Genomic DNA, 16075 nt, shown 5'->3' with positions numbered 1-16075 from the left:
GAGGTAATTGAGATGTCAGCTGACGCAAAAGGAATCGCGCTTCTTTCTGCCCTAATCATCACCTGTCTCTGCACAGCCGTGCCCACTAATGCACAATCTGTTCAGGCAACCGCTATCGCACCGGAAGTATCCGAAGATAATCGTGCGGCGCAGAGAGAAAAGCTGCGCCAGGCCCGGCAGGCGATAAAATACAGGGATCGACGGCAACTTCGAGCACTTAAAGCTGAGCTCAAAGATTATCCCCTCGCTGCTTATATTGACTATTGGGCGCTCAGTGAAAAACTGCACCAGCTGCCCTTAAAAGAAGTTGATCAATTCCTGGAGAGCAACAGAGGCACGGCTATTGGCGACTGGATGATGGTCAGGTTGTTGCGCCAACTCGGTAGTCAAAAAAAGTTCTCGACTTACCTGCGCTATTACCAACCTTCGCAACACAGTCGCACCTCCCTCCGCTGCTATTACGCCGATGCCCTATCGCGCCGAGACGGCTATCAGGCAGAAACACAGCAGTTGATATCAGAACTCTGGCTTGTTGGCCGGTCCCAAGTCGAGGAGTGCGACCCCGTTTTTGCCCGCTGGATAAAAAACGGCGGCTTGACGCAGGAACTCGCTTGGAAGCGGCACCTGCTGGCAGTCGAAGAAGGCAATCTCGATTTGGCACGTTATATCGCCAAAAAAATGACGCCAGCACAAGCAGAGAAAGCCAAACTTTTACGCTCGGTCCATCGCAACCCACAGAAGCTTCTCACTGACACCAAGTTCGCCTACAACCCACTGGAATATCGCGATATCGTGTTGCACGGATTGCACCAATTGGCGAAAAAAGACGCGATCAAAGCTGAAACTGCGTGGCACCGCTATCAGGCCAGCTACTTGTTTTCCGATGCCCAACAAGAAGCCATGTTCAAGCACTTGGCGCGTCAATTTGCTCGCCAGGATAATATGCAGCGCTTGCAACAGCTGGTTGAACATCACACAGTGACCGATGGCCGTACCATCGAGTGGCTAGCCAGACAATCCCTACGTGAATTAAATTGGCAACAGGTCGCGTTCTGGATTGACCGCCTGCCAGAGGAGAAACAACAACTCGACCGGTGGATATATTGGAAAGCCCGCTCACTGGAAGAACTTTATGGCACAGGAAGTTCCGAAGCTTCCTCCCACCTTTACCGCAAAGCCGCCCGCAATCGCAGTTACTACGGTTTCCTTGCCGCTGATACCTTGGGGCAACAGTACAGCTTTGAGCACCGGCCGGCACCAATCACCCCCATTCAAGTGCAGGAGATGGCAAAGCGCCCCGAACTGCTGAGGGCCCGAGAATTACAAGCGATAGGCGAACTCTTCCATGCCCGAAGGGAATGGAGCTATGCCACAAGAGCTATGGACCACCAGGAATTACTTGCGGCCGGCAAAGTAGCTAGCGCCTGGGGTTGGTACCATAAATCAATCCAGTCAGTGCTTGCGGCTGACTACCTCGACGACTTGGAGCTGCGATTCCCACTCGCTTTTTCCGATATTGTTCACGATGTGAGCAAACAGGTTGGTGCCCAGAGCTCGGCACTAGAGCCATATCTGATTTACGCTGTGGCACGACAAGAGAGCCACTTTAGCCACGATGCAAAATCCAGCTCCGGGGCCCTGGGACTTATGCAATTGCTCCCATCCACGGCAAAAGCTACTGCACGCAGAGCGGGGGTGCGCTATCGACGCAGCTGGGACCTTTTGAGCCCCAATACTAACATTGCGCTGGGCAGCTTTTACTTAAGTAGCTTACTTAACCGCTTTGACAATAACCGCTTTCTGGCAGCCGCCGCCTATAATGCCGGGCCAACCCGCGTAGCGGGATGGCTAAAAGAGACCCGAAAACAGCTGCCCTATGATGTGTGGATTGAAACCATTCCATTCCGGGAAACGCGTAATTATGTGCAAAATGTACTCGCCTATTCTGTAATTTACGCCTACCGAAGCGGCACCAAGCTGCAACTATTAAGGGAGAGTGAAGCTGCGAGCCGGCTGTAATTTAAAGCCTCTCCTTCAGCCAATCTTGCAATTGGACCTGGTCAAACGGCCAACCGCAAACATCGTCGGGGTCTCCAAGGCCAACCACCGGAATGCGGATAGAAAAGCGCTCCATTAACGCTTCATCCTCGGCGATATCCACCTCGCGAAGACGCAAGTTGAATTTTTCCAGGGCAGGCCAAATTTCAATTTTGGCTTTTTCGCACAGGCCGCAACCCAAAGTGGTGTAGAGCAAAAGCTCTTTTATATCGCTCATCCAAAAACCCCCTGGCTGCTGCCCCAGAGATATCCCGCAACACTTAGCGCAAGCCCCACTATTAAAAGCCACGTTTTACTTTTAGCCTTTGGCTTATCGACTTCCTCAGGTACCTCCTCGGACAAACTGGGTTGCACTGCGTAGGGGACTGTATCGGCTTCTCCAGAGACAGAGGTAGAACTGGGCAATTCGAACTCCGGCAAAGCCGGGCGTACAGCCGTGCGGTTGTTATCGTCAGCTGGGCCGACAATTGAAAAACTTAAAGTGTCGAGCCGGAGCTCATCTCCCCTGCGCACCCGACTCTCACTAACCTTTCTATTATTGACAAAAGTCCCATTTGCCGAACCTAAGTCAATAACGAACAGTAAGCCCTCCCTTACTTCGAGACGAGCGTGCCTACGCGAAAGATGAGAAAGCGAAAAAGTTATATCACACTCATCGGAGCGCCCAATTACCGCACTCTCTTTCACAGGGAACACCTTTCCTGCAATAGCCCGGTGATTGGCTCTTAGCGCCCAGGCAACGCCCTGATTCGAAGCAGCCTTAGGGGGGCCAGACTTGAGCTTAGTTACCTTCGGGTCGATTACCTGGAGTAAACGGCTGCCCACTTTGACCTGATCGTTTATTTTTAACTGGCACGGTGTACCAGTTGGTTGACCATTAAGCAAAACACGGGCCGCGCCCGACAAATTGTGCAAAGTCAGAACATCGCCATTAACTGCAATTTTAAGGTGCGACTTCGCTACGGAATCATCGGCAATACACAAGTCACTACTCTGCGCCCGCCCCACAGTTACTCCCGGCGATACCAGCCATACGCTCTGGCTGAGATCATTGACATCACAAAGTTTGAGCATCGAAATCGCTCCTAAAGCCAAAATGGCCGTGTGAAATTGGCCAATTATTGAAGACAGTGAGCTTAACTAATGTTAAAAAGCAGCCGAAACACTCACTTTTATTGATAAAGTTGAGTTTATCATGGGCGATATCATTAGCGTGTGATTCGGTTTGCAGCTTAAAATGGCCCAATGGTCTAGTATTTAACAGATTCAGCGATGACCTACAAAGTGATCGGCAACTTAAATAAGCCGAGAGCACAACAGGGAAGAGGCGTGTGATTACCGGAGGGTTATCACCGTTAGAAAGATTAAATAAATTACAGGTAGTTGCACGCCAGTGAGTGAAGCCAAAGTACGCGAAGTATCACGGCACAGCGGGATAGTTCAGCATAGCAAAGACGCTACACGCAGTGCCGGCGCAACCCATACCGGCTATAAGCGTGAACAGAACGAAGATGCCTATTGGGCTGCGGAAGACAAAGGTATCTGGGTTGTAGCCGATGGCCTTGGCGGTCACCACGCTGGTGAACTCGCGAGCAAAACTGTTGTTGAAGAAATCCAAAAGTCAGCGGAAACTGACAAGCACTACGAGCGTGCCTTGCAAAAAGCGCACGCCCTTTTACTGGGCGATGAACAAACCACAGCCAATATGGGCTCTACTGCGGTCGTTGTTGCTGAAGAGGGTGACTACTTTCATATCTACTGGGTTGGAGACAGCCGCGCTTACCTCTGGGCTCCCGAAGGCACAACAGGGAAGCTCACCCAACTAACCAGCGACCACTCCTACGTACAGATGTTGATGGATTCAGGCGCTATCAACTCCGAAGAAGCCGCAATTCACCCCAACCGGCATGTAATTACCCGATGTATCGGCGGTAGTACCAACCCCAAACTCGAAGTGGACCGAGTCTCCTATCGCTGGGCAGCAGGACAAAGACTACTCATCTGCAGCGATGGACTTAGTTCGGAAGTACCAGCAAACTCAATCAACCAAATATTGACGGAAAACAGTGATACCCACAGAGCAACAGAACTTCTAATCGCTGCAGCATTGGATGCAGGAGGCAAAGATAATGTCACTGTTCAGGTCATAGATGCCCCATCCACAGCGCAACCTTCTTCTACCGCATCCCTCAACCCAATTAGCGAGCCCACCCTGCCCGGCTCCACACTCAGAAAGTATCGCCCCTTCATTCTCCTCTTCACAGTCGCTTTAGCCACCGCAGTTGCCTACGGACTTTCAACTCTGCTTTAAGATAGGGAAAGCACTTCATGGAAGTCGTCAATAGCGGCACCTCTTCACTGCAGATACCGGGCTACCGCATCCTCAAGAAAATCAATCAGGGGGGAATGTCCTCAGTCTACCTGGCTATACAGCGCAGTGTGGGCCGGCAGGTGGCACTAAAAGTTATGTCGCCAGTATTGAACGCTGATCCAATCTTCAGTGAGCGGTTCCAGCGGGAAGCGAATATCGTTGGGCAGCTGTCACACCCAAATATCGTCGGTATTCACGATATTGGCCGCTACCGCAGCCTGAACTATATCGCCATGGACTACATGCCTGGGGGCTCGGTTGCAGAGCGTTTAAGCAAAGGTGGGCTTGAGCCTCTTGAGGCGCTTAATGTTGTGCGCCAGATAGCCATGGCCCTAGACCACTCCCACAGCAAGGGCTATGTACACCGAGATCTGAAACCGGAGAATATCCTGTTTCGCGAAGACGGATCGGCCGTACTCAGTGATTTTGGGGTTGCCCGGGCTATCGCGAGAACCACCCGTATGACTAACAGCGGGATGGTTGTGGGAACCCCTCACTATATGAGCCCGGAACAAGCTCGCGGAGCAGCGGTTGACGGTCGTGCCGACCTGTATAGCCTTGGAGTTGTTTTCTATGAAATGCTCACAGGAGCCGTGCCCTATCAGGCAGACGAAGCCGTCGCCATTGCAATAAAGCACCTCACCGACCCAATACCGCGACTGCCAGCCCGATACGCACTTTATCAGCCTCTACTTGATCACTTCCTGGCCAAAGACCCGGATAAGCGATTTCAACGCGGCCTGGATATCGCCGATGCCGCAGATGATTTGGTTGCAGCCCTCGCCGGAAAGCCGGCCAACCAAATCAGCCAGCTCAACAATTCAACTTTAAAAACTTCCAGCTTGGCAAAAGCACTTGTACTGACCATTTACGGCAGTGTGGCAGACCAACTCGGGAGAGTTGCTTCCAGTTGGAAACGGAAGGAAACGCCCGAGAAGCCAGAGCGTAAGGAGCAGGATACTGTTGTACGCCTGCGGCAGTTCCTCGCTGAGCCAACAAAACACAAGCGCTCCTGGCTTATGAGCAGCTTTATCGCTGTTGGCCTTACCTCAACCTGGGGCCTGTATAGCATCGTTGATCACAAGACCGGCTGGCAACTTGGACTACCTATATTGGACGGCGCTGCCGATATTACAGCTGCCACCCTACTAGGTACCGCGGAGCAGCCTGCCAATATTGCTCCAAATTCAAATACAGAGTCTGCGCCAACTGAATCAGCAGCAGATGCCCTAGACTCACAGGTACAAGTTACCCAGCTAAATCTACCTTCCTCGCTCAATGCAGATGCACAACTACCCCTCAGTGGTAATCAGGCACTGATTGCCAGGAGTAATATTGAGCCCCCAAAAGTTCTCACGCCTGAGCCTGCAGAGCCAGGAGCAGAGAACCAACCCAAGCTGTACAGCCTAACGATTAACACAAAGCCGTCTGATGCCCGTGTGCGGATTATGAACATAGCCCCCCGCTACCAGCCGGGGCTTGAATTGAGCCCAGGCAAATATGATGTGGAAGTGAGTAAACGGGGCTTCAGTAAAGTTCGCCAGTGGGTCTTGCTGGAAGAACAAAACCTCGAAGTGGCAATCGAGCTGGAACCTGCCTACTTTATCGGCAAGCGATTTCAATCTGAATTATCCTCTGGTGGCTTGGGCCCGAAAATGGTCGCAGTGGGAGCAGGCAGCTTTACCATGGGCAATAACCAGCGGCGATTGGCCAGCCCTGCGCACAGGGTAAATGTAGAGCAGGACTTTGCTATATCCATCTATGAGGTCACCTTTGCCGAATACGATCGTTTCGCCGAGGTCACCGGCAGTGCTAAACCCAGCGATGCAGGCTGGGGGCGCGGCGATAGACCGGTAATTAATGTGACCTGGCGGGACGCACAAAGGTATGTGAAGTGGCTGTCAAAGGAGTCTGGCAAGCAGTATCGGCTGGCCAGTGAAGCCGAGTGGGAGTACGCAGCCCGGGGAGGTAGTTCCCACCAATACTGGTGGGCTTCCAGCGACGTCCGGGGAAAAGCGAATTGCCGCAGGGGTTGCTCTAGCGAATTTACAAAGCTGTTCAGTATCAGTACAGCTCCCGTAGGGCATTACCAGGCGAATCCTTTTGGCCTTTTTGACACTGCAGGGAACGTGGCTGAGTGGGTGGAAGACTGCTACCAAGCTGGATACAACCCAACAAAAACTACTTCAGCGCCTATAAAGATTAACGGCTGCCAACTTCATTCTGTAAGGGGCGGCTCAATGCGTGATACCTCTAGTAAGATTTCTTCTGACTACCGAAAAGGCCTCAATGAAACCGCGCGCTCAAAGGATGTGGGGATACGGGTTGTAATGGATCTGAATGAATAGATCCGAGCTCACAGCGAATCGGGTTTCTGTAGTTGTACCGTCAACTTTCGCTATCTTTTTATTTATGCAAAGTTCTAGCTGAAAGCCGCTGGCCCAAATTAACCTAGAATTGAATTACAAGTAAATTGACACTGGACGGCGATTTACCTCCAGCTTGTAAAATCCCTCAATTTCAATGGTCAAAACCTATTAGACCTTAGGTATCTTAGGCCGGCTATTAAATCAAGCCGGCCATAAATCACTAAAGCGTTAGTACCACCCTACTTCAGCCGGAGCTCCCAAACATTGTGAATTTTTGGGTTGCGCTGAAAGTCCTTATCCAAAAGGTTCAGCTTCTCTACCGAATATTCACTGGAAACGTCCTCGTCCATCTTAAAGCTGCGCAAGTTGTTGGAAAACACCAAGCGACCTTGAGGCGACAACAGGGACATACACTGACGAATCAATTTCCCGTGGTCCCTCTGAATATCTAATACCCCGCTCATCTTCGCGGAGTTGGAGAAACTCGGGGGGTCCATGAATATTAAATCGTAATGGCCTTTCCTGTTCTGTTGAGCAGATTCAAGCCACTGTAAACAATCGGCCTCGACCAACTGATGGCGATAAGGATCCATGTTATTAGCACGGAAATTTTGTCCCGCCCAGTTTTGATAGGTTCGCGACATATCGACACTAGTGCTTTGCTTGCAACCACCCAGAGCCGCTTGGACCGTCGCACTGGCGGTATAGCAGAAAAGGTTTAGGAATGTTTTACCGGCAGAAATCTCTCGCAGATATTTGCGCACCGGGCGATGATCCAGGAAAAGCCCTGTATCCAGGTAGCTCCACAGATCTACCGCCAACTCAGCACCATACTCCCCAACCCAGAGCTCCTTTCTGGATTCCGTCTGCTTCTGGTACTGACTTACACCCTTACCTCCGCCCTTGTGGCTGTGGCGACGGCGCTCTTTAATACTGATATTCGCGCGGGGCAATTCGAGCACGGACTGAAGGGCCCTTAACAAATCGCGCAAGCGTCCCCGAGCTTTCTCTTCCTCGATAGTGGCCGGCGGACGATACTCCTGCAAATGGGCGTACATGGCACCATCCAGGGTTTTATAGATATCGATAGCCGCAGCATACTCAGGCAAGTCTGCATCGTAGAGGCGATAACAATCCACGCCACTCCTCGCAGCCCATTTACCCGTAGTGCGCAGATTTTTGCGCAAGCGATTCGCTACCATCTCCGCCTGAGGTGAAAGCTTCGGCCCAGTAGCTTCACTCGCCGCCGCTCCGCTTTGCGCGCGAACCTCAAACATCAGCAACTGACTGGGAATACTGCCATTGTATAGCTGGTACTGCTTGTGAGAGCGTAAACCGGTGGCATAACCCAGCTCCGGATTGCCGGTAAACACACCGACCAACCAGCCCGGGAACTCCGCTTTTAACTGCCGCCCCAGTTCTAAATAGGTCTCCCGCAAAGCCTCCTGCTCACCCAAGCGCTCACCGTAGGGTGGGTTTGTCAAAACCAATCCCGCTTTGACTTCTCTATGACTCGGTACCCTAAACCCTGCTACTGGGCGGCAACTCACTCGCACCTGGCGCTCCAGACCGGCCCGGGCAATATTAGCTTCAGCCGCAAACAAGACTTTCGCATCGGCATCGTAACCGCGAATCTCTGGCAGTTCGCGAGCCAGGCCAACGCCTTGACGCTGCAATGCCTCTTCGCGAAGCTCATTCCAGATATCGCTTTGATGATTTAGCCAGCGTTCAAAACCAAAGCTATCCCGCATTAATCCCGGTGCCATATCCGCAGCGATCATCGCCGCCTCCACCAGAATAGTGCCCGAGCCACACATCGGGTCGAGCAAGGCTCCACCCTGCTCAGCAATCTTTGGCCAGCCGGCTCTCAGCAACAGTGCTGCCGCAAGGTTCTCTTTCAGTGGGGCTGCACCGATATGGGTTCGGTAGCCACGGCGATGCAAGCTGTCACCGCTTAGATCGATGGCGATATCCAACTTATCCCGATGCAAGCGCAGGGCAACCGTCAAATCTGGATGATGTTTATCAATACTTGGACGAGCTCCCGACTGGCGGCGAAGGCGGTCGACAATGGCATCTTTTGCTTTTTGAGCACCGAACTGACTATTGCGGATCTCTCGATTGGTCCCAGAGAATTGCATCCACAGTTTGCCCGAGGGGCGAATGTGGAGTTCCCAGGGTTGCTCGGCAACTGCTTGGTAAAGGTCTTCAGCGGTGACTACATGCACCTGCGCCAAACGCAGCATAATGCGGTTGGCCAAGCGACTCCACAGACAGCAGCGGTAAGCCAGCTTCAGGGAGCCGGAAAAATACACTGCCGCCGGCTGCTCCCTTACAGACCCTGCACCCAGGTCGCGTAATTCATTAGCGAGCAGCCCCTCTATTCCCTTGGGACACGTAGCCGTAAACTCAAATTCTTCGGTTTGTAAATCTGTCAAAATACTTACTCATTAAGCTCCTCCTGCGGAGGAAGTTTTGTGCGTCAATGAAGACTGCCCACTTAAAGCTGCCGGCAACGTCTGCGCCGCCAGTACGCACAAATAAAACTTGGAGGCAAAACCTTTACAGTCCCCAACTAGGGAAATTGAGCGCTATCGCCTTGCCCCAAAAGAGGACGATTATCCCATTTTGTGGCAGAAGAGAATACGCCCTGCCATTAATTACTACCTGCCCCATAAGTCATACTGTCATCTAGAGATATTTTCCGATTCCCACGCAGCCACTTTACTCTTACTAATAAGGTGGATTGGGTCGGTCCGTTCAAAGACTTATTTCCTTCACTAAAATTCATTGAGAGACACCCCCAAATAGAGCCGTTTGCGAACCTGCCGACAAACTGTCCACAGACCGACAAAGTAGAGGTGCCGTATACGATGAAACGCCAAAAACGAAATCACGCCGACAGGGCATTTTACAAGGGCTATTTGGCAGCCCTGAACAACAAGTCTATGGATAGCTGCCCATTTGTCGAAGAGGATCCTCATCAGGAGTGGATCAATGGTTGGCGTGAGGGGCGGGAAGATTACTGGAATGGCTTCGACAGAGTGACCAAGGCGCAAAAACTGGAGATTTATGGCGCCGTTTCTACCGACATCCAATACCCTGACGGGTGGAGCACCATTTAGCGATGGCAAGTGGGGCTTATCGTCAAAAGCCCCCCTTTTCCTAGCAGTCAGCAACTGATACAGCTTACCCTTGCTCTGTTCGGCGGCGCTCCAAAGCAATTGCCTCTGCCGCCTCACGAATCAATTCAGGCCCCCGATAGATGAAACCGGTATACATCTGTACGGCAGTCGCCCCAGCACGAATCTTTTCAGCCGCACTGTCACCATCAAAAATACCGCCAACCCCGATAATCGGGATCTGCTTGCTCAACTCTTTCGATAACAGCTCGATGACCTTGGTGGATTGCGCTCTCAGGGGTTTTCCGCTCAAACCGCCCTCTTCGCTACCATGGGGCAGCTTGGCGACTGAAGACTTATCGATCGTCGTATTGGTAGCGATCACGCCATCGATATCGTACTCACACAGCGCCTCGGCTATCTGCGCCACCGCATCGCCTTCCATATCCGGGGCAATCTTGACGGCAACAGGGACGTAGCGATCACTCTTTTGAGCCAGCTCCATCTGCTTGTCTTTGATGCTGCCCAGCAAGCGATTGAGACTGTCACCAAACTGGAGGTCACGTAGCCCTTTGGTATTGGGAGAGGAAACATTGGCAGTGATGTAGTCGGCGAAGCGGTACACCTTCTCCATACACAGGCAGTAGTCATCGGCGGCCTTTTCTACTGGAGTATCAAAGTTCTTACCCACATTGATCCCCAAAACACCGCTATAACGGCGCTTTTTCACTCTTTCAATCAGGTAGTCAACACCGAGGTTGTTAAAACCCATACGGTTAATAATCGCATCGGCCTCTTCCACCCTAAACAGCCTTGGCAGCGGATTGCCGGGTTGGGGACGCGGTGTCACGGTGCCCACTTCAACAAACCCAAAACCCAGGGCTCCGAAACCATTAAAGGCCTGCGCATTCTTATCCAGACCAGCGGCCAAACCGACTGGGTTGGGTAGAGTGAGCCCCATCAACTCGACCGGATCATCCGGGACCGACTTTTTGTAAAGGGACATCAAACCGAGGCGCTCTGCAGCGCCAATGGCATCAATCGACAAATGGTGGGCCCGCTCAGGGTCAAGCGCAAACAAGGCTTTACGCAGTGTTGAATACATACCTTTCCTTACGTGGGGAGGCGAACCCTTTAGAAAAACGAAGGGCTCTATCTTGTGATGACGATACTACAGGGGCCTTTGAGTGGCCCCTGGGCTCTATTTCGCTACTGTTCTGCCAGGGTTTCCCGATCCGCAGTGGCGTGGGCGAGATACATTAGCTCGCGCAAAGCCACGGTGAACATGGCAAAGTCACCGACAGAAGTAGACTTCAACTCGGCAATCATATTGTGCCAGCGTTGAATTGCGGGCGCCATGATAGCGCTCCAGCGGGACATTGCACCCTCTACATCAAGATTTTCAGCCTTGCCCAAGCGGAGAATGTTCACCGCCAGTGTCGACAACTGACTGTCCAGGTCATCCATACTGGTCTCCCGGGCCTGCGCCTGCCAGAAGCTGTCTACCGGCAAGTCGACGATCAGATTGCCAAACCAATGCAGGTTCAACTCATCCGACAGCCTGAAGTAAACCGTGGCAACTTCCTCTACGGGCGTATCGCTGGCTCGCGCCGACTCAGAAATACCCAGTGCCGAGTAGAGGTAGGTGGGCGACGCCGACAGCAGGGCCAGGGCCTCTGGCACCCCTGCTTCCAGGAGTTTCTGGTAGCGCTGCTCCCATTCGTTAAGGGGCTCGCCACTCAAGACCTGCGGCAGCGCTGTAATAACCCGCTGTACCGGCTCCTGGAACAGCTCGCAGTTGGTAGCTGGCTCCAACTCATTGCGGCGATTGCGCAGGAACCACCGGGTTGCCCGGCGCACACGGCCTATCATCGAGTTCAGCAGTTCTGTTTGCAGCTCCGCTGGCACCTTGTAGTCCAGCGCAGCCAGCTGCTCCTGGAAGTCGTGCATCTCGTACACATCGCGAGCGCTGACGTAAGCAGCAGTTACATCGTTCACATCGGCGCCAGTAGCTGTACCGATACGGTTGTAGAAGGTGATACCCATACTGTTAACCATCTCATTGGCGACCTGGGTAGCCACAATCTGGCGCAACAGCGGATGGTCATAGACTTGGTCGCGATAACGCTCGACCAATTTTTCCGGGAATGCAGACTCAACCGCAAAACGCACCCGCTCATTGTCGGTGATTTGTGCATTTTGCAGCTCTTCTTTCAACTTGACCTTCACGTATGAGATTAGAACCGATAATTCAGGGCGGGTCAGGGACTGCCCTTTGTGCTCGCGTTCAGAAATCTGCTCGTTGTCAGGAATAAACTCCAGCGCGCGGTTCAATCGGCCGTCGTCTTCCAAAGTGTTGATGGTTCTGCGGTACTCGTCCAGGCGCTTGGCAACCTGATATTCCGCCACACTGAGGGCAAAAGTCTGCTCATAGTTATTGTGCAGCACCAATTCACCGACAGCATCGGTCATCCCATCCAGTAGCTCATTGCGCTGCTTTTCAGTCAAATCACCCTGAGCAACGACTTTATCCAGAAGGATCTTGATATTTACCTCGTGGTCAGAACAATCCACACCGGCCGCATTATCGATAAAGTCGGTGTTACAACGCCCGCCATTGAGAGCAAACTCAATACGTCCACGCTGGGTCATACCCAGGTTGCCGCCCTCGCCAAAGACTTTGGCACGCAACTCCCGACCATCAACGCGCAAGTGATCATTGGACTTGTCACCAACTTCGGAGTCCGTTTCGGTAGTAGCCTTAACATAAGTGCCAATACCGCCATTCCAGATCAGATCCACCGGCGCTCTGAGCAAGGCACTAATCAGCTCGTTGGGGTTCAGTTGATCCTGTTTGATATCAAACGCTTCTTTCATTTCGGGCGTAATAGCAATGGCCTTGGCGCGACGCTCGAAGATACCACCACCTTTGGAAATTAATTTGCGCTCGTAATCTCTCCAGCTCGACCGGGGCAAGGCGAACAAACGCTGGCGCTCTTTAAAGCTGGATTCTGCATCCGGATTGGGGTCCACAAAAATATGCAGGTGGTTAAAGGCCGCTTTCAGGCAGATATGCTCAGACAGCAACATGCCGTTACCAAAAACATCTCCACCCATATCGCCAATGCCGACAACAGAGAAGTTTTCTTTCTGGACATCCACCCCCATCTCACGGAAGTGGCGCTGCACCGATACCCAGGCTCCACGGGCTGTAATACCCATTTTCTTATGGTCGTATCCCTGGCTGCCACCGGAGGCGAAAGCGTCGCCCATCCAGAAGCCATACTCCCCGGCAATGCCGTTGGCAATATCTGAGAAAGTCGCCGTCCCTTTATCCGCAGCTACTACCAGGTAGGGGTCATCCTCATCCCGACGAACAACGTATTTGGGCGGCACAACTTCGCCATCTTTTAGATTGTCAGTGATATCCAAAAGGCCGCGAATAAAGGTTTTGTAGCAGGAGATTCCCTCTTCCATCATGGCTTCGCGGCTGCCATCGGTAGGCGGACGTCGAACGACAAATCCACCTTTTGCACCACTGGGTACAATAACCGCATTTTTCACCGCTTGGGCTTTTACCAGGCCCAGAACTTCTGTGCGGAAATCTTCCAGTCGGTCAGACCAACGCAGGCCGCCGCGAGCGACTTTACTGCCGCGCAAGTGCACACCTTCCACACGAGGGGAGTAAACAAAAATCTCAAACTCCGGGCGGGGTTCGGGAATGCCGGGAATATCCCGGGGACTGAATTTGATCGAAATATAATCCTTGGGCTGCCCTTCATCATCCACCTGGAAGAAGTTAGTGCGCAGGGTCGCCAGGATTAATTCCAAATAACGGCGCAGAACCAAATCTTCATTCAGGTTATCAACCGTATCCAAACCATCGTGAATTTTAGCGATCAAGCGTTCGACACGGGGCTGCTCCTGCTTACCCGTGCTTAAACGGGGATCGAACATCGCCCTAAACAAGGCTACTAGGTTGCGGGTGATATCCACGTGGCTGGCCAGGGTAGCGGCAATATAGCTCTGGCTGGCACCGGACTTGGTTTGCTTCAGGTAACGGGCGTAGGCACGAAGCATGGATACTTCGCGCCAGTTAAGGCGGGCGGCCAGCACCAGGCGATTGAAGGCATCGCTTTCCGCCGTGTGATTCCAGATCGCCGCGAACGCATCCTGGAACAGGCCACGGGATGCCTGCGCATCAATTTTTGTGGGCAGACCAAATTCCAGATGGAATTCGTGCATCCACACATCGGTATAGCCACGGGGGCGAATCGTATAGGGGAATTCACCTATAACCCGCAAGCCCAGATTTTCCAGCACGGGAATCACGTCGGAGAGCGTCAGGCCGCTGCCCCAGTTGAATACCTTGAACCGCAGGCTGCCCTGAGCGGCCCCCACCGGCTGGTAGAAACTCATTGCTACCCGGTTATCTTCACTGAGGCTCTGAACGGCTCCTACATCCTGCACCGCAATACGAGGCTCAAAGTCTTCACGGTACCCCGCCGGGAAGGCGCGGCCAAAAGTACGATAGAGACGACTGCCCTCTTCTTCCCCGCTATTTTCAATTAGTGATCTTTGGAAAACATCTTCCCAGGAGCGGGTAATATCCACAATTTGCGCCTCCAGCAGCGCGACATCAAAATCAACAGGCTCATCGGGGGACACGCGGAAAACAAAATGAACCCGCGCGAGAATGGATTCGGAGAAGAAAGTGGTGAAGTCCGAGTCCTTCGCATTAATCGCTTTGGCAATATGCGCGCAAATCACCTCGCGCACATCACTGTTAAACAGCTCACGGGGAACGTATACCGTGGCAGTAACGAATTTACCAAAGGGGTCGCGACGCATAAACAGGCGAAGGTGAGCCCGCTCATTTAACTGCAGCACCCCCATTACCACGTCAAACAGCTCTTTGGTGCTGCCCTGGAAAAGTTCATCCCTTGGGAAGGTATCGAGAATCCGGCGCAGGGCTTTGCCATCGTGCCCCTGCCCGGAGAGACCGCTAGACTCGATGATCGAGGCCATCTTGCGGCGAATAATCGGAATTTTCGCCGGGCTCTCGGTGTAAACCGGCGAGGTATAAAGCCCCATAAACGCCGCTTCACCAATCACCTCACCATCGGTGTTGTAGCGCTTAATCATCACGTAGTCCGAATAGGCCGTGCGGTGCACCCGAGACTTAACGGAGGACTTGGCAAATGTCAGGTAATTGGGCCCTTGGTAGAAACGCTGCTTGCCCTCACTAAAAGAGGTTTCCAGCATCGGCGCAGCTTCTTCCAGCTTTTTGAAAATACCGAGCCTGCGGTCTTCAACTTCATTGAGGATTTTTTTATCCCCGACAACACTGAACTCGTATTCGCGATACCCCAGGAAGGTGAAGTTACCGTCGCGCATCCACTGCAAAAATGCACTGGCTTCCAATAGGTTGGTGTCTTCGTCTGGAAGTCCCGCCTGTAACTGCCCCTCCATTGCGCTGCAGGTTTCCAGCATCGGGACATAGTCGTCCACTACCAGCTCCACATCGCCGAGTACGTCTTTTAAGCCAGTCATCATGCCTGAAGCGAACTCAGATGAAGTGTCGTGATTAATCTCGACATAAATCATCGCTTCGTTCGTAATGCGCTTCCCTTTTGCCTGCGGCTTTTCACCCAGTAACTCTTCCTCTGGCGGCAACAGGCGAGTCAGTTTCCCCTTGGCATCACGCTCGACTCGAACCACCGTACTCTTTATCGAATGAGTCACTGTATTTCGGCGATTGATCTCCATGCGAATGGAGTCCACCAGAAATGGCATATCCCGCTGCAGCACACCAATGACCGTATGCGAGCACTCCCAACCATCGTCTTCGAGGCGGGGGTTAAAAACCTTCACCTTGGGTAGGCCGCCCGGGCGCTGTTGAATAAAGTTCCACCAGGTGTATATGCAGCCATAGACGTCAACAAGACGACGACCGGCCAGATCCTCTAATGGGTACTGATTGAGGAACTGCTGGGCAAAAGCCACAACGGGTTCGGCTTCGCTGGTCAGCTTGTCACGAATCAGCTCGCAAATCTGCGCAACTAATTCTTCACGGCTGTCGGTAATAACCGTCGCCATATTCACGGGGAACCTCCCAATCTCATTTTTGTCACATCGAATCCAAACACTGTAGA

General features: G+C 52.6%; 9 protein-coding genes. 4 read left to right on the top strand and 5 right to left on the bottom strand.

Annotated features, from left to right (window positions below):
* The first annotated feature begins 12 nt into the window (after window positions 1–12).
* The gene (locus ACJJIY_RS13995) at window positions 13–2019 is read left to right on the top strand and encodes a transglycosylase SLT domain-containing protein (protein ID WP_444897701.1); all 2007 of its coding nucleotides are present in this window, start codon (window positions 13–15) and stop codon (window positions 2017–2019) included.
* Between the two features lies 1 nt (window position 2020).
* Here the strand turns inward: ACJJIY_RS13995 and ACJJIY_RS13990 are convergent, their stop codons facing one another.
* Window positions 2021–2275 carry a glutaredoxin family protein gene (locus ACJJIY_RS13990; RefSeq protein WP_413662439.1) on the bottom strand — a complete coding sequence of 85 codons (255 nt, stop codon included), beginning with the start codon at window positions 2273–2275 and terminating at the stop codon, window positions 2021–2023.
* Window positions 2272–3132: an FHA domain-containing protein gene (locus ACJJIY_RS13985; protein ID WP_413662440.1), complete on the bottom strand. Its 861-nt coding sequence runs from the start codon at window positions 3130–3132 to the stop codon at window positions 2272–2274. Before ACJJIY_RS13985 ends, ACJJIY_RS13990 begins: the two co-directional genes overlap by 4 nt.
* Before the next feature lie 319 nt (window positions 3133–3451).
* Here ACJJIY_RS13985 and ACJJIY_RS13980 point away from each other — a divergent pair, with 319 nt between their 5' ends.
* Complete coding sequence (locus ACJJIY_RS13980) at window positions 3452–4369, top strand: PP2C family protein-serine/threonine phosphatase (RefSeq protein WP_444897702.1); 918 nt, start codon at window positions 3452–3454, stop codon at window positions 4367–4369.
* Window positions 4370–4386: 17 nt separating this feature from the next.
* On the top strand, window positions 4387–6777 hold the full coding sequence (locus tag ACJJIY_RS13975; RefSeq protein WP_444897703.1) for a bifunctional serine/threonine-protein kinase/formylglycine-generating enzyme family protein: 2391 nt from the start codon (window positions 4387–4389) through the stop codon (window positions 6775–6777).
* Window positions 6778–7037: 260 nt separating this feature from the next.
* On the opposite strand, the gene rlmKL is transcribed toward ACJJIY_RS13975, so the two are convergent.
* Window positions 7038–9236: a bifunctional 23S rRNA (guanine(2069)-N(7))-methyltransferase RlmK/23S rRNA (guanine(2445)-N(2))-methyltransferase RlmL gene (gene rlmKL, locus ACJJIY_RS13970; protein ID WP_445358116.1), complete on the bottom strand. Its 2199-nt coding sequence runs from the start codon at window positions 9234–9236 to the stop codon at window positions 7038–7040.
* 435 nt (window positions 9237–9671) lie between these two features.
* Between rlmKL and rmf the strand changes: the two genes are divergently transcribed.
* Entirely contained in the window at window positions 9672–9923 is a 252-nt protein-coding gene (gene rmf / locus ACJJIY_RS13965; RefSeq protein ID WP_108733677.1) for a ribosome modulation factor, read from the top strand.
* Between the two features lie 64 nt (window positions 9924–9987).
* On the opposite strand, the gene ACJJIY_RS13960 is transcribed toward rmf, so the two are convergent.
* Window positions 9988–11025, bottom strand: coding sequence for a quinone-dependent dihydroorotate dehydrogenase (locus tag ACJJIY_RS13960; RefSeq protein ID WP_444897705.1), 1038 nt, complete (start codon window positions 11023–11025; stop codon window positions 9988–9990).
* Between the two features lie 104 nt (window positions 11026–11129).
* Window positions 11130–16019 carry an NAD-glutamate dehydrogenase gene (locus ACJJIY_RS13955; protein ID WP_445359674.1) on the bottom strand — a complete coding sequence of 1630 codons (4890 nt, stop codon included), beginning with the start codon at window positions 16017–16019 and terminating at the stop codon, window positions 11130–11132.
* Between the last annotated feature and the right edge of the window lie 56 nt (window positions 16020–16075).

It is taken from the genome of Microbulbifer maximicatervae (SeqCode) (assembly GCF_052468155.1).
This window is presented reverse-complemented; position numbering and strand designations above follow the sequence as displayed.